The sequence below is a fragment of the Flavobacterium sasangense DSM 21067 genome (assembly GCF_000686885.1).
GTDB lineage: Bacteria > Bacteroidota > Bacteroidia > Flavobacteriales > Flavobacteriaceae > Flavobacterium > Flavobacterium sasangense.
The window spans coordinates 17,320-41,049 of record NZ_KK366034.1 but is presented as its reverse complement, the minus strand read 5'-3'; the positions used below and the strand labels follow the sequence as shown (position 1 = coordinate 41,049).

Here is a 23,730-nt window from a genome sequence, read left to right as displayed (position 1 = left end):
CAAAGATTGTCATTTCGAGCGAAGCGAGAAACCTCAAAGTGATTTCTCTAAAACAGTCATTCCGAACGAAGTGAGGAACCTCAAAAGATTATCATTTCGAGCGAAGCGAAGAACCCTATAAGTTAAAACAAAAGTAAATTAGTACCATTAAAAAATGAACCAATATCAAATTGTATCCGAAAACCCTGAAAGCACAGTTGTAGCTGAATATACTTCAGAATACAAAAGGGAAGTAACCTACCAGTCAGAAGCGGAGTTGGAAAAAGCTTTCATTCAGTTATTGGAAAAACAAGCGTATCAGTTTTTAAATTTTACTTCTGAGAAAGACTTGGTCAACAATTTGCGTTTACAACTTGAAAAGTTGAATAATTTTCAATTCACAGATAACGAATGGAATGATTTTTTTGTTCAAAAAATAGCAAATCCAAATAGTGGAATCGAAGAAAAAACAACCATAATTCAAGAAGACTACATTCAATTATTAGAATGCGAAGACGGTACAATTAGAAACATTCGATTACTGGATAAACACAACATTCACAATAACAATTTACAAGTAATCAATCAATACGAAACCGATGAAGGAAAACGTGCTAATAGATATGATGTTACGGTTTTAGTCAACGGATTGCCATTAGTGCATATCGAGTTAAAAAAGCGTGGTGTAAGTTTACAAGAAGCCTTTAATCAAATCAATCGCTACAATCGAGAATCGTTTTGGGCAGGTAGTGGTTTGTTTGAATACGTGCAACTATTTGTAATTTCAAACGGAACCTTAACCAAATATTACAGCAATACAACTCGTTTTTCACACCTTAAAGAAAAAGAGAAAGAAGGCAGCAAAAAGAAAAAAACCAGCCATAGTTACGAATTTACTTCGTGGTGGTCAGATGCAAATAACAAAGCAATTCTTGACCTAATGGATTTTGGAAAAACGTTTTTTGCCAAACATACTTTACTGAACATTTTAACCAAATACAGCGTTTTTACTTCAGACAAATCACTTTTGGTAATGCGACCTTACCAAATTGTAGCTACCGAAAGAGTATTAACAAAAATCAATGCTTCTTACAACTATAAAAAATATGGCAGTATAGATGCTGGAGGTTACATTTGGCACACCACAGGAAGTGGAAAAACCTTAACCTCATTTAAAACAGCACAATTAGCAAGTAAATTAGATTTTATAGAAAAAGTAATCTTCGTGGTAGACCGAAAGGATTTGGATTACCAAACCATGAAGGAATACGACAAATTTGAAAAAGGAGCAGCAAACAGCAATACCAATACAGCGGTATTAAAAAAACAGTTAGATGATCCTAATGCTAAAATTATTATTACAACCATTCAAAAGTTGTCCATTTTAATTAAAAAGCAAAAGAATCATGCTATTTATAGCAAACCAGTTGTCTTTATATTTGATGAGTGTCACCGTTCCCAATTTGGAGATATGCACGAATCGATTACAAAAGCCTTTAAAAAATACTTTTTATTCGGTTTTACTGGAACGCCAATTTTTGCAATTAATTCCAATAGTGGTGGTAAAGCACATTTAAAAACTACAGTGCAAGCTTTTGGTTGTTTCAAACACGGTGAGGTAGCCAATTGTCCAGACGAAAAGCATCAAACCGCAATTCATACCTACACCATTGTAGACGCTATTTCAGATAAAAACGTATTGCCTTTCCGTGTAGACTATATCCGTACCATGCGAGAAAAAGACAATATCAATGATGAAAAAGTACGGGATATTGACCGCGAAAAAGCATTAATGGCACCTCAGCGTATTCATAATAATGTAGAGTATATAATAAAACATTTCAGTCAAAAAACATTTAGAAACAGTAAGCCATACATGATGACAGCTTTGTCTAATGTATTTGAAGTAGCATCTGCAAAAGACCGTAATAAAATTGAAGAAGTAAAAGAAAAAATCAGGCTAAGTGGCTTCAATTCCATTTTTGCAGTGGCCTCAATTGAGGCAGCTAAATTGTATTATTTAGAATTTAAAAAGCAACAAAAAGAAATTCCAGAATTAGCCCGATTAAAAGTAGCAACTATTTTTAGTTTTGGACAAAATGGAGACGAAGACGAAGATGGTGTAGAAGATGAAAACTCAGAATCAACAGAAGGTTTAACTGCAAGCGATAGAGATTTCCTAGATCAAGCGATTTTAGATTATAACGTAACATTTAAAACCAACTACGATACATCACCAGAAAAATTTCAGAACTACTACAAAGATGTTTCCTTGAGAATGAAAAACAGGGAAATCGATTTGTTAATTGTAGTCAATATGTTTTTAACTGGTTTTGATGCTACTACTTTAAATACACTTTGGGTAGATAAAAATTTAAGAATGCACGGATTATTACAAGCGTATTCAAGAACAAATCGTATCTTAAATTCCATAAAGACTTTCGGAAATATTGTTTGTTTCAGAAATTTAGAAAAAGCAACCAATGATTGTTTGGCTTTATTTGGTAACAAAGAAGCAGGAGGTATTGTATTATTAAAAACGTTCCAAGAATATTACAAAGGTTATCACGATGGCAAAAAAGAGGTGCCAGGTTATTACGATTTGGTACATGAATTATTGGAAAAATTCCCAATAGGACAACTTATAATTGGTGAAGAAAATAAAAAAGCATTCATTCGTTTATATGGTGCTATACTGAAATTGCTTAACATTCTTCGTTCATTTGATGAATTTGAAGGAAATGAAATTTTATCAGAAAGAGAGTTTCAAGATTACCACAGCATGTATATTGAATTGTATAATGAGTTCCGAAACAATAACAATGCCGACAGCGAAAATGTAAACGATGATATTGTTTTCGAAATGGAATTAATCAAATCAGTTGAAATCAACATCGATTATATTCTAATGCTAATTCGCAAATACAAAGACAGTAATTTATCTGATAAAGAAGTAATCGTAAGTATTAATAAAGCCATAGATTCGAGTGTAGATTTGCGTAATAAGAAAGAATTAATTGAAAAGTTCGTAGCATCATTAACACCATCTTCAGATATAGAAGACGAATGGAATGAATACGTAAAGCAACAAAAGAAAGCAGAATTAGAAAAAATCATTTCAGATGAAAATCTAAAACCAGAAGAAACCATCACGTTTATCAATAACTCATTCAAGAATGGTGAAATTCAAGCAGCAGGAACAGCCTTTGCTTCAATTTTACCACCAGTTTCAAGGTTTTCACCTACAAGAGAAAGAACTATTAAAAAAGAAACCGTTTTGGAAAAATTGAAAAAGTATTTCGATAGATTCTTTGACATTAGTAGCGGAGAGATTAATTAAGTGGAACATAAAGGAGTTGTAAACAATTGTATTTAATACCTGTGAGTTTCAAAAATGCAATAATTAAAATAAAAAAACTTGAATAAAATCACTTATACATCACAATTCAAAGAAGCACTTAATCTATGCAAGCAAAATGTGGATATACTAATTTAGCTTCCAGTTAAAGTTAAGAATAAAATCTTATTTTTAACATATGAAACGAGAGAGAAAAATTTATGATCCAGCTTTTAAGACAAAAGCAGTCCAATTAAGCAATGAAAGAGACAATATCTCAGAACTAGCTAGAGAACTTGGAATAAAAGTCACCTTGCTTTACAAATGGCGAAAAGAATATGAAGAATTCGGAGAAGGCAGTTTTCCAGGAAAAGGAAATCTCAAGCTAACACCAGAGCAAGAAAAGATTCATGAGCTTGAGAAAAAGCTCAAGGATGCAGAACTAGAACGCGACATATTAAAAAAAGCAATCGGCATTTTTTCCAAGAGCGGTCGATGAAATATACGTTCATTAAAAATCATGAGTACTTATTTCCGATTGAAAAAATGTGTAAGGTTTTAGAAATTGGCTCTAGTGGTTATTATAAATGGAAAAATAAATCTATTTCCAATAGAACACTTAGAAAAAACGAAATAAAACAACAAATAACAGATATTTATTTTGCCTCAAAACAGCGTTACGGAAGCCCAAGAATCACAACTGAATTAAATGAGTTGGGTTGTAAAATTTCAAGAGTAACTGTTGCAAAATACATGAGAGAACTTGGTTTAAGAAGTAAATTGAGTAAGAAATTCAAAGTTACAACCGATTCAAAACACAATTATTTAGTAGTAGAAAATGTATTGAATAGAAACACGAGCTACACAAAAAAAACGTGCAAGTACTAAAGCTGCTGCAGGAACAAGAAAACCACCACTAAAAAAACCACCACTTCATCAACGAATTAAAAAACGTTATTATGATGAGGTATAGAATGAAATAAATATTTAAATTTTAAAACCTGTAGTTTTCAAACCAAAGTGTAATTTTATAACTTTTTTTAATTTAAATGTTATAAATTCATTTTTTTGTTTTAATATTGCACCTCATAAAGAAAAAAGTTTTGAAAAATTTAGCCATTATTCCTTCAATTAGTATTGTAAATGTGATTATCACATCTGCAGAGGGAAAGCTATAAATATATATTAAAAATATTTTGAAGCCTCCCGAGAAATCAGGAGGCTTTTTTAATTTGTACATTTTCTATGAAAACTAATATGAACATCATTATTATCAGTATTATTATTCGCTCTTTCGAGTGAGTCAGGCTGGTAGTGTCCAATTTTAAGCCTTTCTCATTCAGTTGAGAAAGGCTTTTTTTATTTATAAAATCATCAAAATGAAAACCAATATGAACATCATTATTATCAGCATTATTATTCGCTCTTTCGGGTGAGTCAGGCTGGTAGTGTCCAATTTTTAAGCCTTTCTCATTCGTTTGGGAAAGGCTTTTTTTATTCTATTTCGTAACAATTAAATCAAATTAATATGTATTACAACAACAACACCTTACTTTATTTAGACGGAAAATTTGTAAAAGCAAATGAATCCAAAATCGATTTATACAGTCAAACGCTACACTATGGTTATGGTGTTTTCGAAGGTATTCGCGCTTATGCAACCGAGGAAGGAACTAAGGTTTTTAAAGTAAAAGAGCATTATGAACGTCTTAAAAAATCATGTGAGTTAGTGAACATTCCTTTCAATTCCTCAGTAGAAGAACTAGTGGATGCTACTTACGAATTACTTCAAAAAAACAACTTAACAGATGCTTATGTTCGACCATTAGTTTTTTGTGATCCTAATATGAGTCTTCATAGACCGAATAATGTTTCCATCATGATTTGTGCATGGGAATGGGGAGCCTATTTAGGAGACAAACAATTACGTTTGACGGTTTCTTCTTACTGTCGCCCACATCCACGTTCTATAAAAATTGAAGCCAAAGTTTGTGGTCATTATGTAAACTCCATCCTTGCTACAACAGAAGCTAAAGACAATGGTTTTGATGAGGCTTTGCTTTTAGATAGTGATGGCTATTTAGCGGAAGGTCCAGGAGCTAATTTATTTTTTGAAAAAGAAGGGGTTTTATATACTCCGCAATTAGGAAATATTCTTCCAGGAATTACTCGTGCTACTGTTTTAGAATTAGCAGAAAAATTAGGAATTGAAGTAAAACAAGGACTTTTTCAACCCGAAACTTTATGGAACGCCGATAGTGCATTTTATTGTGGTACAGCAGCCGAAGTCATCGGAATTGAGTCAGTAGATGATAAAAAATTTCCTAAAGATTGGAACGATTCATTAGGTAAAAAAATCCAAGAGAAATATTCGCAATTAGTTAGAGAAACAGCAACAACATTTAGCACAAAATAAAAATGAAAACATTAAATAAATATAGTAAAACCATCACACAAGATGAAACGCAACCTGCAGCTCAAGCCATGCTTTACGGAATCGGATTATCGGAAGAAGACATGCAAAAAGCACAAGTAGGAATCGTTAGCACAGGATATGAAGGCAATACTTGTAACATGCATTTGAATGATTTAGCAAAAGAGTTAAAAGCTGGTGTTCAAAATGAAAATTTAGTCGGTTTAATATTCAATACAATTGGAGTAAGTGATGGTATTTCTAACGGAACAGACGGAATGAGATTTTCTTTAGTATCAAGAGATGTGATAGCTGATTCTATAGAGACAGTAGTAAGTGCTCAATGGTACGATGCCGTTTTAGCTGTGGTTGGATGTGATAAAAATATGCCAGGTTCAGTTATGGCAATGGGAAGACTAAATCGTCCTTCAATCATGATTTATGGTGGAACTATTCATTCCGGAAAATGGAAAGGTGAATCATTAAATATCGTTTCAGCTTTCGAAGCCTTAGGAAAAAAAATTAATAATACCATTTCAGAAGAAGATTTCAAAGGGGTAATTAAAAATGCTTGTCCAGGTGCTGGCGCTTGTGGCGGAATGTATACCGCAAATACAATGGCATCGGCAATTGAAGCTTTAGGTATGAGTTTGCCTTATAGTTCCTCGAATCCAGCATTGAGTAAAGAAAAAAGTCAAGAATGTTTGGAAGCTGGAAAAGCAATAAAAGTCCTATTAGAAAAAGATATCAAGCCGAAAGACATTATGACCAAAAAAGCGTTCGAAAATGCCATGACTATGGTAACAGTTTTAGGTGGTTCTACTAATGCAGTTATGCATTTGATTGCAATGGCTCATGCTGTTGATATTGAATTGACATTAGAGGATTTTCAGAGAATAAGTGATAAAACGCCTTTGTTAGCCGATTTAAAACCAAGCGGAAAATATTTAATGGAAGATTTACATGCAGTTGGTGGAATTCCTGCTGTAATGAAATATTTATTAAAGAACAACCTGTTGCATGGTGAGTGTTTAACAGTAACTGGAAAAACAGTTGCTGAAAACTTAGCAAATGTTCCTGATTTGAATAAAGGTCAAAAGGTATTTCATGATTTAAAATCTCCACTAAAACCTACAGGTCATCTACAAGTTCTTTATGGAAACTTAGCGTCTGAAGGAAGTGTAGCCAAAATAAGCGGTAATGAAGGGGATTATTTTGAAGGAACAGCAAAAGTTTTTGATGATGAGTTTGCAACAATTGAAGGAATAAAAAAAGGAGAAGTGAAATTAGGTGATGTTGTCGTAATTCGTTATTGCGGACCAAAAGGTGGTCCCGGAATGCCTGAAATGCTAAAACCAACTTCCGCCATAATAGGAGCTGGATTAGGAAATAGCGTAGCATTAATTACGGATGGTAGATTTTCAGGTGGAACTCACGGTTTTGTAGTGGGTCACATAACACCTGAAGCTTATGTTGGTGGAACAATTGCATTAGTAAAAGATGGAGATACCATTATAATTGATGCAAAAAACAATACAATCAACGTAAAAGTAAGTGATGAAGAATTATTGAAACGAAAATCAGAATGGAAACAACCACAACCTAAAGTAACAAAAGGTGTTTTATATAAATACTTACAATGTGTTTCAAGTGCCTCAACAGGGTGTGTAACCGATAAATAAAAACAAAATGAATACAACAAAAATAACAGGTGCCCACGCCGTTTTAAAATCTCTAGTTGCAGAAAATGTAGAAACGATATTTGGATATCCAGGAGGAGCTATCATGCCCATTTATGATGCTTTGTTTGATTATTCTAATGAGGTGAATCACATTTTAGTCCGTCATGAACAAGGCGCAATTCATGCAGCGCAGGGCTATGCAAGAACTTCAGGAAAAACGGGGGTAGTATTCGCTACTTCTGGTCCTGGGGCAACAAATTTAATAACTGGTTTAGCCGATGCTCAAATAGATTCTACTCCTTTGGTATGTATCACAGGACAAGTGGCTTCTCATCTATTAGGTACGGATGCATTTCAAGAAACGGATGTAATTGGAATATCCATGCCAGTGACCAAATGGAATTGCCAAGTTACTAAAGCAGAAGATATTCCAGTAGCTATTGCAAAGGCGTTTTATATTGCATCAACAGGTCGTCCAGGACCGGTTTTAATTGATGTTACTAAAGATGCCCAATTTGAACTAATGGATTTTAATTACCAAAAATGTACAAAAATTAGAAGTTATCAGCCAAAACCAGATGTAAATAAAACAACTCTTGAAGCAGCAGCCCAACTTATTAATCAAGCAAAAAAGCCATTTTTAGTCATTGGTCAAGGAATTATGTTGTCTGATGCGGAAGATGAACTGTTACAATTTGTAGAAAAATCAGGAATTCCCGTTGCTTCAACTCTTTTAGGGTTAGGTGCTTTTCCCAATAATAATCCATTATATGTTGGGTATTTAGGAATGCACGGCGATTATGCACCCAATATTAAAACCAATGAATGTGATGTGCTTATTGGAATAGGAATGCGTTTCGATGACCGAGTTACAGGTGATGTTTCGAGATACGCCAAACAAGCTAAAGTAATTCACATTGATATTGATGCGGCTGAACTCAATAAAATAATTAAAGCCGATGTTCCTGTTCATGCCGATGCAAAAGAAGCATTAAAGTTGTTAACAGAATTGGTGCAAGAAAAGCAACATCCTGTTTGGTTAAATGAGTTTACCGAAGCCAAAAAAACAGAAGTGGAAACGTTGCAAAAAAGCTCAGAATTATCAAGTAGTAGTGAGTTGAAAATGGATGAAGTCATAAAAATACTTTCAGAAATTACGAATGGAGCAGCAGTTGTAGTAACGGATGTAGGGCAACATCAAATGATGACCGCAAGGTATTACAATTACAATAAATCAAAAAGTAATATTACTTCTGGAGGATTAGGAACTATGGGTTTTGCCTTGCCGGCTGCTATTGGAGCCAAATTTGGCACGCCCGATAAAACAGTAATTGCCGTAATTGGGGATGGTGGTTTTCAAATGACTTTGCAAGAATTAGGAACAATTTTACAAAGTAAAGTAGCCGTGAAAATCATCATTTTAAACAATCGATTTCTTGGAATGGTTAGGCAATGGCAAGATTTGTTTTTTGAAAAACGCTATTCTTTCACGGAAATTATGAGTCCCGATTTTGTTGCTTTAGCGAAAGCGTATAGCATCGAATCATCAAGAATTGAAGAAAGAACGCATTTAAAAGAAGCGCTATTAGAAATGTTAAACCATCAAGGTTCTTATCTGTTGGAAGTAATGGTAGCAAAAGAAGAAAATGTATTTCCAATGGTACCAACAGGTGCTTCAGTTTCAGAAATACGATTAAATTAAAATTAAAAGAAATGGAAAAAACATATACAGTATCTGTATTTACAGAAAATAGTATTGGAATACTTAATCGTATCACCATCATTTTTACACGTCGGCATTTGAATATTGATAGTATAACAGCTTCTGAGTCGGAAGTAAAGGGTGTATTTCGATATACGATTGTTTTAAGAACTACAGAAGAACAAGTAAATAAGGTAGTGGGTCAAATTGAAAAGTTAGTAGACGTTTTAAAAGCGTTTGTTCACCAAGAGGAAGAAATTGTGCATCAAGAAATTGCCTTGTATAAAATTAAAACCGACAAGTTAACAAATGGCGAAGTAGAAAAAGTAATACGTGAAAATCATGCTAGAATCCTAACCGTTGATCCGTTATTTATGGTCATCGAAAAAACAGGACACGTTGCAGAAACACAATTACTTTTCGAAAATTTAAAACCTTTCGGAATTTTAGAATTTGCTCGTTCAGGTAGAGTGGCTGTGACCAAACCAATGAAAGAATTAAGTACGTATTTAAAAGAATTAGAAACAAAAAAATAATAATAAAACAAAAAATAAAATGGCAACAATAAATTTTGGAGGCGTCCTAGAAAACGTAGTAACTAGAGAAGAATTTTCATTAAATAAAGCACAAGAAATCCTAAAAAATGAAACTGTAGCTGTTATCGGTTACGGAGTGCAAGGTCCTGGTCAAGCACTAAATTTGAAAGATAATGGTATCAATGTAATTGTCGGACAGCGAAAAGGAACTGCAAGTTGGAACAAAGCAGTAGCTGATGGTTGGAAAGAAGGTAAAACGCTTTTTGAGGTGGAAGAAGCTTGCAAACAAGGAACAATTATCATGAATTTACTTTCAGATGCGGGTCAAATACAAGCTTGGGATGGAATGAAGAAACATTTAACTAATGGGAAAGGACTCTATTTCTCACACGGTTTTGGAGTTACGTTTCATGAAAAAACAGGAATTGTTCCACCAAAATATGTCGATGTGTTTTTAGTAGCGCCAAAAGGTTCTGGTGCGTCACTAAGAAGTTTGTTTTTGAAAGGACAAGGATTAAATTCTAGCTATGCCGTATTTCAAGATGCCACTGGAAAAGCTCAAGAACGTGCATTAGCATTAGGAATTGCAATTGGTTCAGGCTATTTGTTTGAAACCACTTTTCAAAAAGAAGTATATAGCGATTTAACTGGAGAGCGAGGTGTTTTAATGGGAGCTTTGGCAGGAATTTTTGAAGCACAATACAATGTGTTACGTCAGCGCGGACATTCGCCAAGTGAAGCTTTTAACGAAACGGTTGAGGAGTTAACTCAAAGTTTAATGCCTTTGGTTGCTGAAAATGGAATGGACTGGATGTATGCCAATTGTTCTACGACGGCACAAAGAGGTGCTTTAGATTGGAAAGGAAAATTTAGAGAGGCAACAGAACCTGTTTTAAACGAATTGTATGATAGTGTACTATCTGGTAAAGAAGCAGAAATAGTAATTGAAGCAAATAGTAAACCCGATTATCGTGAAAAATTACAAGAAGAATTAGCTGTTTTACAACAAAGTGAATTCTGGCAAACGGGAGCGCAAGTTCGAAAACTAAGACCAACAAAATAATGAGATTATTAGATACTATTTATCAAGCCCAAGAAAATATTAAAGATGTAGCTATCCATACTCCTTTGATGAAAAATGAAAACCTGAGTGAAGAATTCTCTGCTCAGGTTTGGCTTAAACGTGAGGATTTGCAACCAGTTCGTTCTTATAAATTGAGAGGAGCTTATAATAAAATAGTTTCGCTTGAAACATCAGAAAAACAAAAAGGTGTGGTTTGTGCCAGTGCAGGAAATCATGCGCAAGGTGTGGCTTATGCTTGTTATAAACTTCATATAAAAGCTACTATTTTTATGCCTGTTACAACTCCTCTACAAAAAATAAAACAAGTGAAATTATTTGGCAAAGATAAAGTTGAGGTGGTTTTAAAAGGCGATACTTTTGACGAAGCGTTTCATTATGCAAGTCTTTTTTGTAACGAACAAAATTCAATTTTTATACATCCTTTCGATGATGAAAAAGTAATTGCTGGTCAAGGAACAGTAGCATTGGAATTGTTAGAAGATGCAAAATCACCTATCGATTATTTATTTGTTCCTATTGGTGGAGGTGGTTTGGCAGCTGGAGTATCTTTGGTGTTCAGTCAATTAAGTTCAAATACAAAAATTATTGGAGTGGAACCTTTAGGCGCAGCTTCTATGAAAATATCCATTGAAAATGGTAGCAATACAACTTTAGATGATATCGATAAATTTATTGATGGTGCTGCGGTAAAACGTGTTGGTGAAAAGACTTTTGAAATTTGTAAAAAAAGTTTATATGATGTGGTTTTGGTTCCAGAAGGGAAAGTGTGTACGACTATTTTACGAATGTACAATGAAGAAGCAATAGTAGTAGAGCCTGCAGGCGCTTTGACTATTGCAGCATTAGATTTTTACAAAGAACAAATAAAAGGTAAAAATGTAGTTTGTATTGTAAGTGGCAGTAATAATGATATTACCAGAACAGAAGAAATTAAAGAACGTTCGTTACTCTATGAAGGCTTGAAACACTATTTTATTATCAATTTTCCACAACGACCAGGAGCGTTAAAAGAATTTGTTAGCGAGGTTTTAGGTAAGCATGATGATATTACTTATTTTCAGTTTTCAAAAAAAAATAATAGAGAAAGTGGACCTGCAGTTGTAGGCATTGAATTAAAACATAAAAAAGATTTCATAAAAATTGAAGAGCAATTAAAACGAAGGAAATTTAATTATCAATATTTGAATGAAAATGTAGATTTATTTACGCACCTAATTCTATAGATTTTAAAATATAATATTACAAAAAAAAGCCTAGTCTTACGACTAGGCTTTCTCATACTCAGTAAAGGTTACCAATCAAAACTGAGCTTATTTCTTTTTCGAGGTTAGGCGTTTTAAAAACACCGTAACACCAAAACTAACTACTGCTCCAATACAGGCTAAAACTATTGTTTTAAAGACATCGGCTGAGGTTAAATTAGGTATAACACTCAATGCAAATCCTCCAAAAGTTCCTGCCTTCAAAGTTAAGGAATTATCCATTTCATCCAACGTCAGTTTCGGGCTTAACCTCAACTTTTTTGTCGGTTTTGTCATCAACCGTAATTTGGCTTACCGCTGATATAACACCGCCTGCAACGGCAGCATAACCCGCAACGGTTACAACAACAGCAGGTAAAGCTACTGGAGCAGCTACAATGCTTCCACTTACTGCTAATAAGGCTAATCCAATGGTGCGCAACACCTTAAAAAATTTCGGAGTGGGTGCCTTAGCACGTTCTACTACATTCATCTTTTCAAAAATTAAGATTGTACAATCAATTCTACACTTTCTTTGTTATCCAAAGCTTTATAAACCAAGTCTTTCAACTTCGTAAAAGCTTTTCTAGATAGCAACCCTAAACCAGGTCCAGAAAGTTTAGTAACAGGAGCAATACAGCCACGCAATTCCTTTTGTGCATCATTGGCAGGATGTATCAAAATATAAGTTCTGTTCGGTACATCCACCAATTCCAAATGCCATTTGTATTTCGCACTATATCGCTTTCTAATAAAATATTTCCCTTCCGGAATACAGGAAATTCCACGTTCATTTCGCTTCCACGGCAATTCAATAGTATAACTAATCAACTTGCCCTCACATTCCAATTTTCCATTTGTTCCTTCAGGGAAATAAGTTCTTGTTAAAAACAGTATCATAAACTTCCAGCTTCTAACTTCCAGCTCCCAGCTTACACGCCTCCGTCAACCGCCACAATCGATAACGGGTTAAAAGCCCCATTTTTCAACGGATACATTTGCCCATTAATTTGTTGGTAAAACTCCACACCAAGAGCCAAAACAAGTGGGTGAGTAGAGTTCGCAGTCACCGCATTACTCAAGTTGATGACAGTCGTTGCAGTAGCATCCCAAGGTAAAATCGCAGTTTCAGAAGTAGCCACTTCATACGATTCTCCAGTAAAGTCAATTGCAGCTCCTCCAGAAATCACTTTAAAGTGAGTAGTTCCACTAGGCGCAGCAATCATATTCGCAGGAATAAAAGCAGGAATACTAACATCCAAAGTTCCAGCTACTCGGTCAATATCCGTAGTAAAAGGAGCAAACAAAGAAGTTCCTAATTTTCCACGAATATTAAATTCAAAACCAAGAACCAATTCAATTTCCCCATCAATTACATTACGTAATCCTCTCTCACTCACAGCATCCATTTGGATAACCTTAACCATTTGTTGCGTCAAACGACTCACCATTCTACCATCAGCAGAATTTAACAACAATGGGCGTAAAGCCGTTCTCAAAAGCTTACCTGCTTTTCCAGCTCTACCAAATTCAGAACCGTTCTCACGCGTTCTTTGAAACGCAGGGTCACTAGCAATTCTACTTGCCTCAATTCCACCTTTCTCACGAGCTAAATGCCCATCCTGCGTTTTGTAAAAAGTAATATCCCCGATAGTACCTTTTAACTTAATTATGCCTTTCTGTCTAGCCATAACATCAAAATTTTAATTCAACATTTTTTCACTTTCATAAATCATTCAAAATTCGGTTGCAACACTTTCTGAAATAATTACAGGGCAAATTTCTAAACAAGAAGAACTATTTTTACGTTGAGGTATACCAAATGGCATTTATAGACACATTTGACCTATTTTGTCTCAATTCATAAACAAAACATATTATATGTATTTGCATATAAATATTAAGATTTAGCACATTTTATATGTTTTTACATATAATTTATTATATTGGTCTAATAATAATGTAAACGCATATAATCATGATGACATTAGCGAATTTTGTTAAAACGAAAAGAAAAGAAGTAAATCTCACGCAAGAGGAGTTTGCCGAACGAGCAGGTGTTGCCTTAACCGTTATCCGAAAAATAGAGCAAGGCAAAGAAAACCTGAATATGGACAAGGTAAATCATGTCTTAAAAATGTTTGGTCACACTCTGGCTCCAGTTAATGCCCGAGAACTGGCAAAAAATAACGAGTAAACATCTTTAGGAAAGCCACAGATCAATCGACGTTAAATAAAAAGATTAATTAAGTACCTTTAACCTATCTCAAAGCCAACTCAAAAGCAAGGTTAAAGTATGAATCAAGTACCAAAACGAGTTTGTATCTATCCAAAGGACATACAACGCATTACAGGTAAAAGCTATCGTCAAAGCACAAGAATATTAAATGAGATAAGAAAGTCGCTCAGAAAGCCTAAAAATAGTCTTGTAAGCATAGCAGAATTCTGTGAGCATACTGGATTAAAAATTGAAGAGGTGAGAGGCTCTTTATTGGATTAAAAACAAAAAATTAGCTTATTTAATTTTTAAACTTGTTAGGTTTGGAAATGCGAATGAAAAGGTTTAAATTTGTTACTATCAATATAGGTACTAAATTGAGCTAAATTTAAAGGTGCACTTTTCGGTGCACTCGTTTTGAAATTAAATCGTGAAGTCAATAAATATAAGGCTTGGGAGAGGTTACAAAATCCCTCTTCCTCCGCAGGGTAAAACCGGTTCAGAAATGAATCGGTTTTTTTTATGGCTTTTTCTTTAAAACACATAGGTACATAGTTTTTTCACTGAGCTTCACGGATACGTTTCACTTTTCATAATTAACAATTGATGAAATACTTGGTTTGCAGTGTTTTTTGCTTAAGATTTAGTTTTCTTTCATTTTTCCTGATTTAAAAACTTTCAATTCCCAGCGAACTTATTAACAATTTTAATTAATACTCACTATATCAGTACTATACGTTTAATATACGTTTGATTATACGCTTTATTAAAATAGAATTTTTATTATAGTTGTAATATTCTGTTTTACTTGTATTTACATTCACTTTTCAATTTATTAAAAAAATAGTTTTTTGCAAAAGAAAATAAAGCCGCTACTTGTTGAAAACTTATTTCTACAATTTCCAGAGTTATCTTTGTTTAGATAACTATTTTTCTGAAATTTGTAAAAGAACAAAGCCTGATTCTTAACACAATAAGAAAGTATAATTATTAAAATGGTATAAGCCTTTGAAAACAGAAGTTGAAATTTTAGAAACCAAATTAGAAGAGCTAGCTAAAGTAATTTTAGATTTACAACAACAAGCAAAAAATGATATCTGGTATGATAGTGCCGATATCAAACTGTTGTACAATATCAGCGAATCTACTTTAATTCGTTATCGTAAAGAGAAGAAAATTCCCTTCACTAAATTGGGAGGACGTTTTCTGTATCCAAAAGCTTTCTTTACGAAATCCCTTATGGAGAAAATGGAAAACAAGCACTTGCTTTAAGTTTTTCTTAATTTTATTCTCCAGTTTCATTTCTAATAGCATTTAGAAATACTTTCTACAATTTATTCGTGTAAAATATTTTACATCTTTTCTTTTACTCCAGTTCGATAGTTGAGCGATCTAGTTTCTACAGTTCTCGATACAATTTTCAAAAGCAAAAATTAGCATTTTTCCTTTTAAAAATCACTCGAAGTGACGGTTGAGTTATCTCGTTCCTAATGAAAACATATCGTTTTAAGGTAGAGTATCGCTCTTGTTTTCCATTTTCCTTCTTATCTTATTTCTAATTTGTTCGTATGAACTGCTGTTTTTACGGAGCTCGTTCGAAGCTCGTTCGAACAAAATACGAACAAAACCCCCATAAATTTAGACCAAACCTGTCATTAACTATCATAATAGGTCAAAACATGTCAAAAGCTATCAAAATGGGGTAAATCACTTCAACATATGACATAGTCTATCATTATATTTTAAACCCTATTAAAAAATAGTAAAACACTGTATTTCAATAAGTTGTATTGTTTTGTTTAAATGATGCATTTATCTTTGTACTCGTTCTTTGATAGCGCGCATCAAAAACAAAAGGTTAATTTTTAATTTATAATTTTTTTAAAAAGTATGGGAACGTACAACAAGGGCATTTTAGGTGCATTTTCAGGAAAAGTAGGTCCGGTGGTGGGCGCTACATGGCGAGGTAAAGAGGTAATGCGTAGTTTACCTAAAAAGAGTAATCGTTTGGCAACGACTTTTCAGCAACAACAGAGAAGTAAGTTTACCATGACTACCGAATTTCTAGGTGGGGTTCAACCTGTGATTAAGCGCTATTTTGGTAGTGATTCTGGTTTGAAAACGCGACGCAATCAAGCGATGTCGTATTTAATGAAAGAGGCGATTGTGTTTAATGACCCGAACTATGAATGGGATTACACGAAAATCTTAATTAGTAAAGGCGACTTGCTAGGGATTAACAACGGAGCAGTTGCGGCTGGTACAGGACAAAACTTAGATTTTAGTTGGACTGACAACAGCGGACAAGGGGAGGCATTAGCTACTGATAAATTAGTGGTGGTAGTGTATGAACCGACTTCAAAGGCGATGGTGTACAGTTTGAATGCTGGAGGTAGAAGTAGCGGAAATGCAACATTGGCATTGCCTAACTTCTTAAGTGGACTTGAAGTACTGGTGTGGGCCACTTTTGTTTCTTCTGACGACAAGTTGTTTGCCACCAGTTTGTATTTAGGTGCCGTAACCGTGGGTTAATCTTAGTTTTGATTAGTGTTCGCACAAGCGATTAATAAACGCTCTACCAGAAATGGTGGGGCGTTTTTGTTTTTGTTACCATTGTCTTCGAGAGCCTCAGGCAACGGTTTTGTAGACCATTATTTTCGAGAGCCTCAGGTAACGGTTTATTGAGAAATTTCATTGGTGGCTGAGGTTCTCGAAGCCACTTTTTATTAAGGTTCAAGTTATAAGTTTTATGCATTTGTATTTTTTAACACTTCTCGTACGGATTTCCACATTTTTATCTCAAACCCTTTGTTTACTTTAGCTTCCGAAGGTACCCCTGTATTTTTACCTGGTTTGAAAAACAGGTAGTTTTACGGGTTGTTTGGGGCCTTTTTTTTTGGTATGTTTGGGAATTGAATTTCTAAAAAATCCAAACTAGACTACTAAAATGATAAATGTTACATGTGCTATCATATATTTTGACAATAAAATCTTAGTCACTCAAAGAAGTGAAAAAATGAAGTTACCATTAAAATGGGAATTCCCTGGTGGAAAATTAGAAAAAGATGAAAGCGAAATTGAATGCATTAAGAGAGAAATAAAAGAAGAAATAAATATTGATATTGACATTGTAGAACGATTATCAAATAGCGTATATGATTACGGAACTTTTAAAATCAATTTGATTCCATTTCTTGCAAATTACGTTTCGGGTGAAATAATTTTATCCGAACATAAAGGTTACAAATTAATTGATAGATCTGAGTTAAAAAAATTAGATTGGGCAGAAGCAGATCTACCTATCGTAAGCGAATTACTAAAACTTGAAATATGAATCAAGGATTATACGAAGAATTAGTTACAAAACTAATAAGAATAAAACTCAACGAATTAGATAGAGAATATTTTCATGTAGATGATATGCATAAAATTGATAAAGCTGAAGCTGCACAAATATTATCTGACCATGTTGGAAAAACAATAAAGCATGCTTTATCTCTTATTAAAGGAGAAAATGTTATAGAAAATCAAATTAATGTTGCAAATAAAATCATACTATTTCTAAAAGAGGAATTAAAAAGAGAGGAGTTTGAAGATGATTTAATTGAAACTGAAGGAAAGATTTTAAAAGCAGTTTTTACAAAAGTTGATAATCATTTCACCGATTTAGATTTACATTTAAAAGAAATTACTCCTTATACAAGATTGATTCACAGTGAACTTTTCACTGGAGGGAATTCAGGTACAACTTTGGAAAGTGAATTACGAAAGGAAATTTTATCATCGGATGAAATTGATTTATTAGTTTCATTTATCAAATGGAAAGGAATTAGAATACTTGAAAGAGAATTAAAAGAATTTACAGAAAGAGGTGGTAAATTACGAGTAATCACAACTACATATATTGGTGCTACAGATGCAAAAGCTGTAGAATTTTTATCTTCTTTGAAGAATTCTAAAGTTAAAGTCTCTTATAACACGGGTAACGAAAGATTACATGCAAAAGCTTATTTATTCAGAAGAAATACAGGATTTCATACTGGATACATTGGCTCGTCAAATTTTTCTCGTTCTGCTTTAACAGATGGTTTGGAATGGAATTTAAAAATAACAACTCGTGAAGTTGGTCATATCATAGATAAATTCAAAAAAACTTTTGAAGCTTATTGGCAAAATTCTGAGTTTGAATTATATGACAAAAACATTCATTCAACAAAATTAGTTGAAGCATTAAAACAAGGAAAATTTTCAAAAGAAAACACCTACATAACATCCTACTTTGACCTAAAACCATTTCACTATCAAAGTGAAATTCTAGAGAAATTAGAAGTAGAGAGAACAATTCATAATAGATATAAAAATCTATTAGTTGCTGCAACAGGAACAGGCAAAACGGTTATATCGGCTTTCGACTATAAGAATTTTAGAAATAACAACAAATCTTCGAAATTATTATTCATTGCTCACAGAAAAGAAATTTTACAACAGGCTCAAGCTACCTTTCAGGGAATTTTAAAAGATAATAATTTTGGAAGTTTATGGGTAGATGGTATAGAGCCCACTTCAAATGAATATGTTTTTGCGTCTGTTCAAACCTTAAATAATAGATTAAATGAAAATAGACTTTCACCAGAATATTACGATTTCATAATTGTAGATGAAGTGCATCATATATCCGCATCAAGCTATAGGCCAATAATTAATTATTTTAAACCAAAAGTTCTTTTAGGCCTAACTGCAACTCCAGAAAGAATGGATGGAGAAAATGTTTTAGAGGATTTCTGCAATCGAATTGCAGCAGAAATAAGACTTCCTGAAGCATTAAATAAAAAATTATTAAGTCCTTTTCAATATTTTGGGATTACTGATAATATTGATTTATCAAATGTTAAATGGGAAAAAGGAAAATATGTAGCAAGTGAGCTAACTAGTTTATATACCAAGAATGATGCTAGAGTTGGTCAAATAATATCAAATCTTGAAAAGTATACTAATAATTTAAATGATGTTCGAGCAATTGGATTTTGTGTTACTCAGGAACATGCGGTTTATATGACGGAAAAATTCAATCTAGCAGGATTGAAAGCAGAATATTTGACTAGTAAAAATTCAAATGAAAGAGATAGAATAAGAAATCAGTTTAAGAATAAAGAGTTTAATTATTTATTTGTTGTAGATATTTTTAATGAAGGTGTTGATATTCCTGAGATTGATACGGTTTTGTTTTTAAGACCAACAGAAAGTTTGACTGTATTTCTTCAACAATTGGGACGTGGTTTACGTTTAGCTGAAGGTAAAGATTGTTTGACCGTTTTAGATTTTGTTGGAAATGCTAGACCAGAATATGATTTTGAAAGTAAATTCAGAGCATTAATTGGCAAAACAACTGCATCTGTTCATAAAGAAATTGAAGATGATTTTCCTCATTTACCATTAGGTTGCTCAATTATTTTAGAAAAGAAGGCAAAAGATACTATTTTAGAAAACATAAAAAGAGCTACTTCTTTAAACATAAATCAACTTATTAATAAAATAACTAATTTTCAACATCAGACTACTTTATCATTAACCTTGAAAAATTTTATTTCATTGAATAATATTCCAATAGAATTGATTTATTCTAAAAAGGAAACTTGGTCAAGATTACTTCAAAAAGCTAAAATAATAAATGACTTTGATGATTTAAACGAAAAACAAATACATTCAGCTATTTGCAAGAAATGGTTATCCACAAATTCAACTAGTTATTTCAATTTTATTTTAAAAATAGCCAAGCAAAATTTTAACATAAATATTGAAAATTTTGATGATAATGAAAAAACTATGTTATTAATGTTGCATTATGATGTTTGGCAAAGTGCAGGTGGTTTCAATTCTTTAGAAGATAGTATTAGACAAATAGGAAAAAATAAAATATTAGTAAACGAAATTATTGAAATTTTAGAAATACTCATTGATAGAATCAGTTTTAAAGAAATTGATATTAAACTACCATATAATCAACCACTAAAATTACATGCTCGCTATACAAGAGATCAAATATTAGTAGCTTTTGGTGATAGTACTTTTGCAAAAAAATCTTCTAATAGGGAGGGTGTATCATTTATAGAAAAAATAAATACTGAATTACTTTTTATTGATTTAATCAAATCAGAAGAGGATTACTCGCCTACAACTCTCTATGATGATTATGCAATCAGTGAAACATTATTTCATTGGCAATCTCAAAATCAAACTAGAGATGATAGTGGTAAAGGATTAACTTATATCAACCATCAAAAATTAGGAAAAAAAATACTTTTATTTGTTAGAGAAAAATCAATTAATGAGTTCAAAAACACAAACGGTTATGTATTTGTTGGAGAAGGAAATTTTCAAGAATATGAAGGTTCAAAACCAATGAGTATTAAATGGGAATTAAATGAACCTATGCCTAATTATTTATGGAAAGAATCTGCTAAAATGTCTGTTGGTTAATTTCAATTTATCATTTATTAATGAATTTAAAAGCTTTATTTATATTGATTTTATTTGTCTTGATACTTTTTCTTGTTATATATCGTAAAGTTCAAGACAAAAAATTACTAATGACGGTTACTAAATCATATCGTGGCACTCGTACAGAACGTCTGATGGTGTTAAAACTCCTGAAATCTGGATTTCATCACCAAACTATTTTTCATGATTTATATATAAAAAAAGCTGGTAATCAATATTGTCAAATTGATTTAGTTGTGGCTACTAAAGTTGGTATAATTGTTTTAGAAATTAAAAAATACAACGGATGGATCTTCGGATATGCAAATCAAAATCACTGGACACAAGTTTTAGCCTATGGTAGAGAGAAATATAGATTTTACAATCCAATACTTCAAAATAAAAAGCATATTGAAGATTTAAGAAAACAATTACCTCAATTTCAAAACGTTCCTTTCTATTCTGTAATTGTTTTTTTTGGTAACTGTAGTTTTAGAAATCTTGATTATGTTCCAAATAATACCTTTTTGGTAAAATCTTCTAGAGCAATTAAAATAATAAAGGAAATTTTAGAACAAAATGAGCAAGTAAAATATGCTAATAAAAGAGAAATTGTTGATCTTTTAATCTCTGCTTCATTAAATGGAGATAATGATAAAATTAAAGAAACACATGTTGAAAATATAAAAAGGTATTTCGGTCGTTAAAAACTTCTATACACAAGTGTTAAAATAAATACACCTATTTGATGATAAATTTTAGTAATTAGAAACTAAAACAATTTCATCATGACAATATGTAGAAAAAGGTTTTGATTTTTATAAGACATTACAAAATGTAGGAGTTAAGATTGCTAAAATAAATAGCATGAAATCGATTTTATAGTAATACTATTTTTTAAGTTTTGTAGTTATAATTGAAAATACGTTTCCTATGCACAAAGCTTCCTTTACCATTCGTAAGTCTAAATTAAAAACGGAGTTAACTAAGATGCAGAAGGCGCTTGCTAATATGTATAAAAAGAAGAGTTATACGGTCTTAGAGCTTACGATTACAGATAATTTACTTACATTGGTTATACCAGGCATCAAATTAGAACTGCCTTGTAAAACGGTACATACAGCAAAAGCCACTTTTGATTTTCATTATTTTTATGATATGGTGAAAACGTGGGATGGTATTTTTTTTGAATGTATTGTTACGGATAATCAATTGCAAATGGGTGTAACTAAAGTAACGGCTCAAACTACTTTTTTTGAAGATGATAGTATTTTACGCAGCATCAAATTACCCATCAATTACACTGATTGTCATTTGCTGCAATTGGAACAAAAAGGCTTTACCCTTGAAGAATTGCGTTTTAATAATTTAGAGTTTGCTGTTCATCATGCCAAAAAAAGATTGAAACGTAATTTGAATCTAGCAAAGGACATTTTGGGAGTTTATGGTATAACGAAAAAAGAAATTGCCGATTTAATTGCTTCTAAGGTGACTATTAGCTTAGTTTTTAAATGGTTTTGTATTTAGTTTTAATCTCTTGAAAATTGTTTTTATGAATTGGTTTAACAGATAGTATTTTATGTTTTTTTCTGTTATATTTGAAATTCAATTCTTACATTTTAATCATGAAAAAAATTATTTTATTAGTATTAGTTACTTTAAGTTTAGCCTCATTTACAACACCTGATGGAGTGGCATTTAATATCGTAGGACGATGGAAAGGGAGTGATAAAAAATCGGTTGGTTACCTGATTTTTCAAGAGGATGGCTATGCTTTTTTAGAGGAAAATGGTAAGAAGATTGGTGGTAAAAACTTTGTTGAGAACGGAAAAAAAGCTACTATGACTTACAAGTTTCAGGATATGGGGAAACTGATGCATATTGATATTGTTGTTACAATTGTTGGAGAAAAACAAACCCAATCTTTATTAGGAATTGCTCAAAAAATCAATAATGATAGTTTCAAATTGCAATTTGGATTTAATAATGTAAGACCTAAAACATTTGATAAAAATGAAACAGTAGTCTTTACTCGAGTTAAGTAATTACTTTTTAGATTATAAATTAAAAAATCTATCGAGAATAAAGCATTAATCACGATACATTTTTTGTTTCGCTTTACTCTACAAAAAACACTCGAAATGACGTTTTTCTGAGACTCTCTCAATGGGTTCTTTAGATTGTTTTAAAAAGAAATAAAACTTACCACTTCCTATGAAAGTTATCAAAACGAATAAAAAAGCTAAAAATCAACCCATTAAAGTATATAAGTTGCACCAACTCGATTGGTTGGAATATATTTCTATTGGTCTCTGTTTGTGGTTTGTTTTTTATCCTAGACCTTATGACTATTTGTTGATAGCGTTGTTGTTGCTTCCTTTTGTGGGCATGTTTTTGAATGGGTTAAACAAGCCCAGTATTGCTTCGTTAGTAGAAATTGATCGCGATGCGAAAGATGAGTATGATGTAGCGGATTTTATTGATTTACCTGCTTGGGCTATTGTAGTTCGTACTTTGCTAGATTATGAAACGGATTCTTATGTAGCGGTTATTACCGCAGGTACGATTGCTTTTGTGGGGATTTGTTTGTTTTTGTTGGTGACGCATCGGCAAATTTCGGATTCGAATAAAGACAAGTGGTGGATTTATGGTTCGATAGTTTTTAGTTTTTTTATTTATAGTTATAGTGCTGTTGTGGCTGTGAATTGTACGTTTGATTATTCGGAGCCTAAAGAATATAAAACGGAGGTGATTGATAAGCGTATTAGTAGAAGTAGTAAAGGTAGAAGAACGTACTATGTTAAAGTAAAGCCTTGGGGACACCACTATGACGCAGAGAGTATCACGGTTTCTTCCGAAGAATATGAGCAGTATCAGATTAATGATAAGGTGGAAGTGGAGTATAAGGAGGGGTTGTTGGGGATTCCTTGGTATTATTTGGATTAGGGGGGTACCTTTTGCCTTTACCTTTTGCCTTCGAGTGCCTCAGGCAACGGTATTTAGTAGTTCTGTAGAAAATGTGATATATGGGGGCTGAGGTTCTCGAAGCCACCGTTTTCAT

23 protein-coding genes are annotated in these 23,730 nt (G+C 32.7%); 19 read left to right on the top strand and 4 right to left on the bottom strand.

Annotated features, from left to right (window positions below; translation table 11 throughout):
* Nucleotides 1-154: 154 nt before the first annotated feature.
* From BP92_RS0114835 to ilvA, 9 genes are all read left to right on the top strand, one after another.
* Nucleotides 155-3,319 (top strand): type I restriction endonuclease subunit R, encoded by a 3,165-nt coding sequence (locus BP92_RS0114835; protein ID WP_026726749.1) that lies wholly within the window; start codon nt 155-157, stop codon nt 3,317-3,319.
* A 196-nt stretch (nt 3,320-3,515) separates the two neighbouring features.
* Complete coding sequence (locus BP92_RS0114830; protein WP_026726748.1) at nt 3,516-3,815, top strand: IS3 family transposase; 300 nt, start codon at nt 3,516-3,518, stop codon at nt 3,813-3,815.
* Nucleotides 3,812-4,204, top strand: a complete 393-nt coding sequence (locus BP92_RS16510) for an IS3 family transposase (RefSeq protein ID WP_084329798.1) — start codon at nt 3,812-3,814, stop codon at nt 4,202-4,204. The genes BP92_RS0114830 and BP92_RS16510 overlap by 4 nt, the downstream gene beginning before the upstream one ends.
* A 640-nt stretch (nt 4,205-4,844) precedes the next feature.
* Nucleotides 4,845-5,732 (top strand): branched-chain amino acid transaminase, encoded by an 888-nt coding sequence (locus BP92_RS0114815; RefSeq protein WP_026726746.1) that lies wholly within the window; start codon nt 4,845-4,847, stop codon nt 5,730-5,732.
* Between the two features lie 2 nt (nt 5,733-5,734).
* Nucleotides 5,735-7,411, top strand: a complete 1,677-nt coding sequence (gene ilvD, locus BP92_RS0114810; protein ID WP_026726745.1) for a dihydroxy-acid dehydratase — start codon at nt 5,735-5,737, stop codon at nt 7,409-7,411.
* Between the two features lie 7 nt (nt 7,412-7,418).
* Nucleotides 7,419-9,113, top strand: coding sequence for a biosynthetic-type acetolactate synthase large subunit (ilvB, locus tag BP92_RS0114805; RefSeq protein ID WP_026726744.1), 1,695 nt, complete (start codon nt 7,419-7,421; stop codon nt 9,111-9,113).
* Between the two features lie 11 nt (nt 9,114-9,124).
* Nucleotides 9,125-9,649, top strand: a complete 525-nt coding sequence (gene ilvN / locus BP92_RS0114800) for an acetolactate synthase small subunit (RefSeq protein WP_026726743.1) — start codon at nt 9,125-9,127, stop codon at nt 9,647-9,649.
* 19 nt (nt 9,650-9,668) lie between these two features.
* The gene (gene ilvC, locus BP92_RS0114795; RefSeq protein WP_026726742.1) at nt 9,669-10,712 is read left to right on the top strand and encodes a ketol-acid reductoisomerase; all 1,044 of its coding nucleotides are present in this window, start codon (nt 9,669-9,671) and stop codon (nt 10,710-10,712) included.
* Nucleotides 10,712-11,956 (top strand): threonine ammonia-lyase IlvA, encoded by a 1,245-nt coding sequence (gene ilvA, locus BP92_RS0114790; RefSeq protein WP_026726741.1) that lies wholly within the window; start codon nt 10,712-10,714, stop codon nt 11,954-11,956. Before ilvC ends, ilvA begins: the two co-directional genes overlap by 1 nt.
* 87 nt (nt 11,957-12,043) lie before the next feature.
* Here the strand turns inward: ilvA and BP92_RS17240 are convergent, their stop codons facing one another.
* Genes BP92_RS17240 through BP92_RS0114770 form a run of 4 tightly spaced genes read right to left on the bottom strand, consistent with a single transcriptional unit; the run spans nt 12,044 to nt 13,665 of the window.
* On the bottom strand, nt 12,044-12,217 hold the full coding sequence (locus BP92_RS17240) for a hypothetical protein (RefSeq protein WP_162833742.1): 174 nt from the start codon (nt 12,215-12,217) through the stop codon (nt 12,044-12,046).
* 1 nt (nt 12,218) lies between these two features.
* The gene (locus BP92_RS0114780) at nt 12,219-12,467 is read right to left on the bottom strand and encodes a hypothetical protein (protein ID WP_026726740.1); all 249 of its coding nucleotides are present in this window, start codon (nt 12,465-12,467) and stop codon (nt 12,219-12,221) included.
* An 11-nt stretch (nt 12,468-12,478) separates the two neighbouring features.
* Nucleotides 12,479-12,874 carry a DUF5675 family protein gene (locus BP92_RS0114775; protein ID WP_026726739.1) on the bottom strand — a complete coding sequence of 132 codons (396 nt, stop codon included), beginning with the start codon at nt 12,872-12,874 and terminating at the stop codon, nt 12,479-12,481.
* 32 nt (nt 12,875-12,906) lie between these two features.
* On the bottom strand, nt 12,907-13,665 hold the full coding sequence (locus tag BP92_RS0114770; protein ID WP_026726738.1) for a hypothetical protein: 759 nt from the start codon (nt 13,663-13,665) through the stop codon (nt 12,907-12,909).
* Nucleotides 13,666-13,952: 287 nt separating this feature from the next.
* Here BP92_RS0114770 and BP92_RS0114765 point away from each other — a divergent pair, with 287 nt between their 5' ends.
* The 10 genes from BP92_RS0114765 to BP92_RS0114725 all read left to right on the top strand — a co-directional run bounded on the left by BP92_RS0114765 (nt 13,953) and on the right by BP92_RS0114725 (nt 23,615).
* Nucleotides 13,953-14,171 (top strand): type II toxin-antitoxin system Y4mF family antitoxin, encoded by a 219-nt coding sequence (locus BP92_RS0114765; RefSeq protein WP_026726737.1) that lies wholly within the window; start codon nt 13,953-13,955, stop codon nt 14,169-14,171.
* 99 nt (nt 14,172-14,270) lie between these two features.
* On the top strand, nt 14,271-14,474 hold the full coding sequence (locus tag BP92_RS16970) for a hypothetical protein (RefSeq protein ID WP_084329796.1): 204 nt from the start codon (nt 14,271-14,273) through the stop codon (nt 14,472-14,474).
* A gap of 726 nt (nt 14,475-15,200) precedes the next feature.
* Nucleotides 15,201-15,464 carry a helix-turn-helix domain-containing protein gene (locus BP92_RS16505; protein WP_035693605.1) on the top strand — a complete coding sequence of 88 codons (264 nt, stop codon included), beginning with the start codon at nt 15,201-15,203 and terminating at the stop codon, nt 15,462-15,464.
* 618 nt (nt 15,465-16,082) lie between these two features.
* Complete coding sequence (locus tag BP92_RS0114755; RefSeq protein ID WP_026726736.1) at nt 16,083-16,724, top strand: DUF6266 family protein; 642 nt, start codon at nt 16,083-16,085, stop codon at nt 16,722-16,724.
* A 415-nt stretch (nt 16,725-17,139) separates the two neighbouring features.
* Nucleotides 17,140-17,526, top strand: coding sequence for a (deoxy)nucleoside triphosphate pyrophosphohydrolase (locus tag BP92_RS0114750; protein WP_026726735.1), 387 nt, complete (start codon nt 17,140-17,142; stop codon nt 17,524-17,526).
* Nucleotides 17,523-20,669 (top strand): DUF3427 domain-containing protein, encoded by a 3,147-nt coding sequence (locus BP92_RS0114745; RefSeq protein WP_026726734.1) that lies wholly within the window; start codon nt 17,523-17,525, stop codon nt 20,667-20,669. The genes BP92_RS0114750 and BP92_RS0114745 overlap by 4 nt, the downstream gene beginning before the upstream one ends.
* 110 nt (nt 20,670-20,779) lie before the next feature.
* A complete protein-coding gene (locus BP92_RS16500) occupies nt 20,780-21,376 on the top strand; it encodes a nuclease-related domain-containing protein (protein WP_160169133.1) in 597 nt (198 codons plus the stop codon).
* A gap of 226 nt (nt 21,377-21,602) precedes the next feature.
* Complete coding sequence (locus tag BP92_RS0114735; RefSeq protein ID WP_026726733.1) at nt 21,603-22,196, top strand: hypothetical protein; 594 nt, start codon at nt 21,603-21,605, stop codon at nt 22,194-22,196.
* Nucleotides 22,197-22,294: 98 nt separating this feature from the next.
* Nucleotides 22,295-22,714, top strand: coding sequence for a hypothetical protein (locus tag BP92_RS16845; protein WP_051604502.1), 420 nt, complete (start codon nt 22,295-22,297; stop codon nt 22,712-22,714).
* 169 nt (nt 22,715-22,883) lie between these two features.
* Nucleotides 22,884-23,615, top strand: coding sequence for a hypothetical protein (locus BP92_RS0114725; RefSeq protein WP_026726732.1), 732 nt, complete (start codon nt 22,884-22,886; stop codon nt 23,613-23,615).
* Nucleotides 23,616-23,730 lie beyond the last annotated feature (115 nt).

Coding starts and splice junctions, on each gene's coding strand:
- BP92_RS0114835 (WP_026726749.1), top strand. CDS start 155: ATGAACCAATATCAAATTGTATCCGAAAACCCTGAAAGCACAGTTGTA.
- BP92_RS0114830 (WP_026726748.1), top strand. CDS start 3,516: ATGAAACGAGAGAGAAAAATTTATGATCCAGCTTTTAAGACAAAAGCA.
- BP92_RS16510 (WP_084329798.1), top strand. CDS start 3,812: ATGAAATATACGTTCATTAAAAATCATGAGTACTTATTTCCGATTGAA.
- BP92_RS0114815 (WP_026726746.1), top strand. CDS start 4,845: ATGTATTACAACAACAACACCTTACTTTATTTAGACGGAAAATTTGTA.
- ilvD (WP_026726745.1), top strand. CDS start 5,735: ATGAAAACATTAAATAAATATAGTAAAACCATCACACAAGATGAAACG.
- ilvB (WP_026726744.1), top strand. CDS start 7,419: ATGAATACAACAAAAATAACAGGTGCCCACGCCGTTTTAAAATCTCTA.
- ilvN (WP_026726743.1), top strand. CDS start 9,125: ATGGAAAAAACATATACAGTATCTGTATTTACAGAAAATAGTATTGGA.
- ilvC (WP_026726742.1), top strand. CDS start 9,669: ATGGCAACAATAAATTTTGGAGGCGTCCTAGAAAACGTAGTAACTAGA.
- ilvA (WP_026726741.1), top strand. CDS start 10,712: ATGAGATTATTAGATACTATTTATCAAGCCCAAGAAAATATTAAAGAT.
- BP92_RS17240 (WP_162833742.1), bottom strand. CDS start 12,217: ATGGATAATTCCTTAACTTTGAAGGCAGGAACTTTTGGAGGATTTGCA.
- BP92_RS0114780 (WP_026726740.1), bottom strand. CDS start 12,467: ATGAATGTAGTAGAACGTGCTAAGGCACCCACTCCGAAATTTTTTAAG.
- BP92_RS0114775 (WP_026726739.1), bottom strand. CDS start 12,874: ATGATACTGTTTTTAACAAGAACTTATTTCCCTGAAGGAACAAATGGA.
- BP92_RS0114770 (WP_026726738.1), bottom strand. CDS start 13,665: ATGGCTAGACAGAAAGGCATAATTAAGTTAAAAGGTACTATCGGGGAT.
- BP92_RS0114765 (WP_026726737.1), top strand. CDS start 13,953: ATGATGACATTAGCGAATTTTGTTAAAACGAAAAGAAAAGAAGTAAAT.
- BP92_RS16970 (WP_084329796.1), top strand. CDS start 14,271: ATGAATCAAGTACCAAAACGAGTTTGTATCTATCCAAAGGACATACAA.
- BP92_RS0114755 (WP_026726736.1), top strand. CDS start 16,083: ATGGGAACGTACAACAAGGGCATTTTAGGTGCATTTTCAGGAAAAGTA.
- BP92_RS0114750 (WP_026726735.1), top strand. CDS start 17,140: ATGATAAATGTTACATGTGCTATCATATATTTTGACAATAAAATCTTA.
- BP92_RS0114745 (WP_026726734.1), top strand. CDS start 17,523: ATGAATCAAGGATTATACGAAGAATTAGTTACAAAACTAATAAGAATA.
- BP92_RS16500 (WP_160169133.1), top strand. CDS start 20,780: ATGACGGTTACTAAATCATATCGTGGCACTCGTACAGAACGTCTGATG.
- BP92_RS0114735 (WP_026726733.1), top strand. CDS start 21,603: ATGCACAAAGCTTCCTTTACCATTCGTAAGTCTAAATTAAAAACGGAG.
- BP92_RS16845 (WP_051604502.1), top strand. CDS start 22,295: ATGAAAAAAATTATTTTATTAGTATTAGTTACTTTAAGTTTAGCCTCA.
- BP92_RS0114725 (WP_026726732.1), top strand. CDS start 22,884: ATGAAAGTTATCAAAACGAATAAAAAAGCTAAAAATCAACCCATTAAA.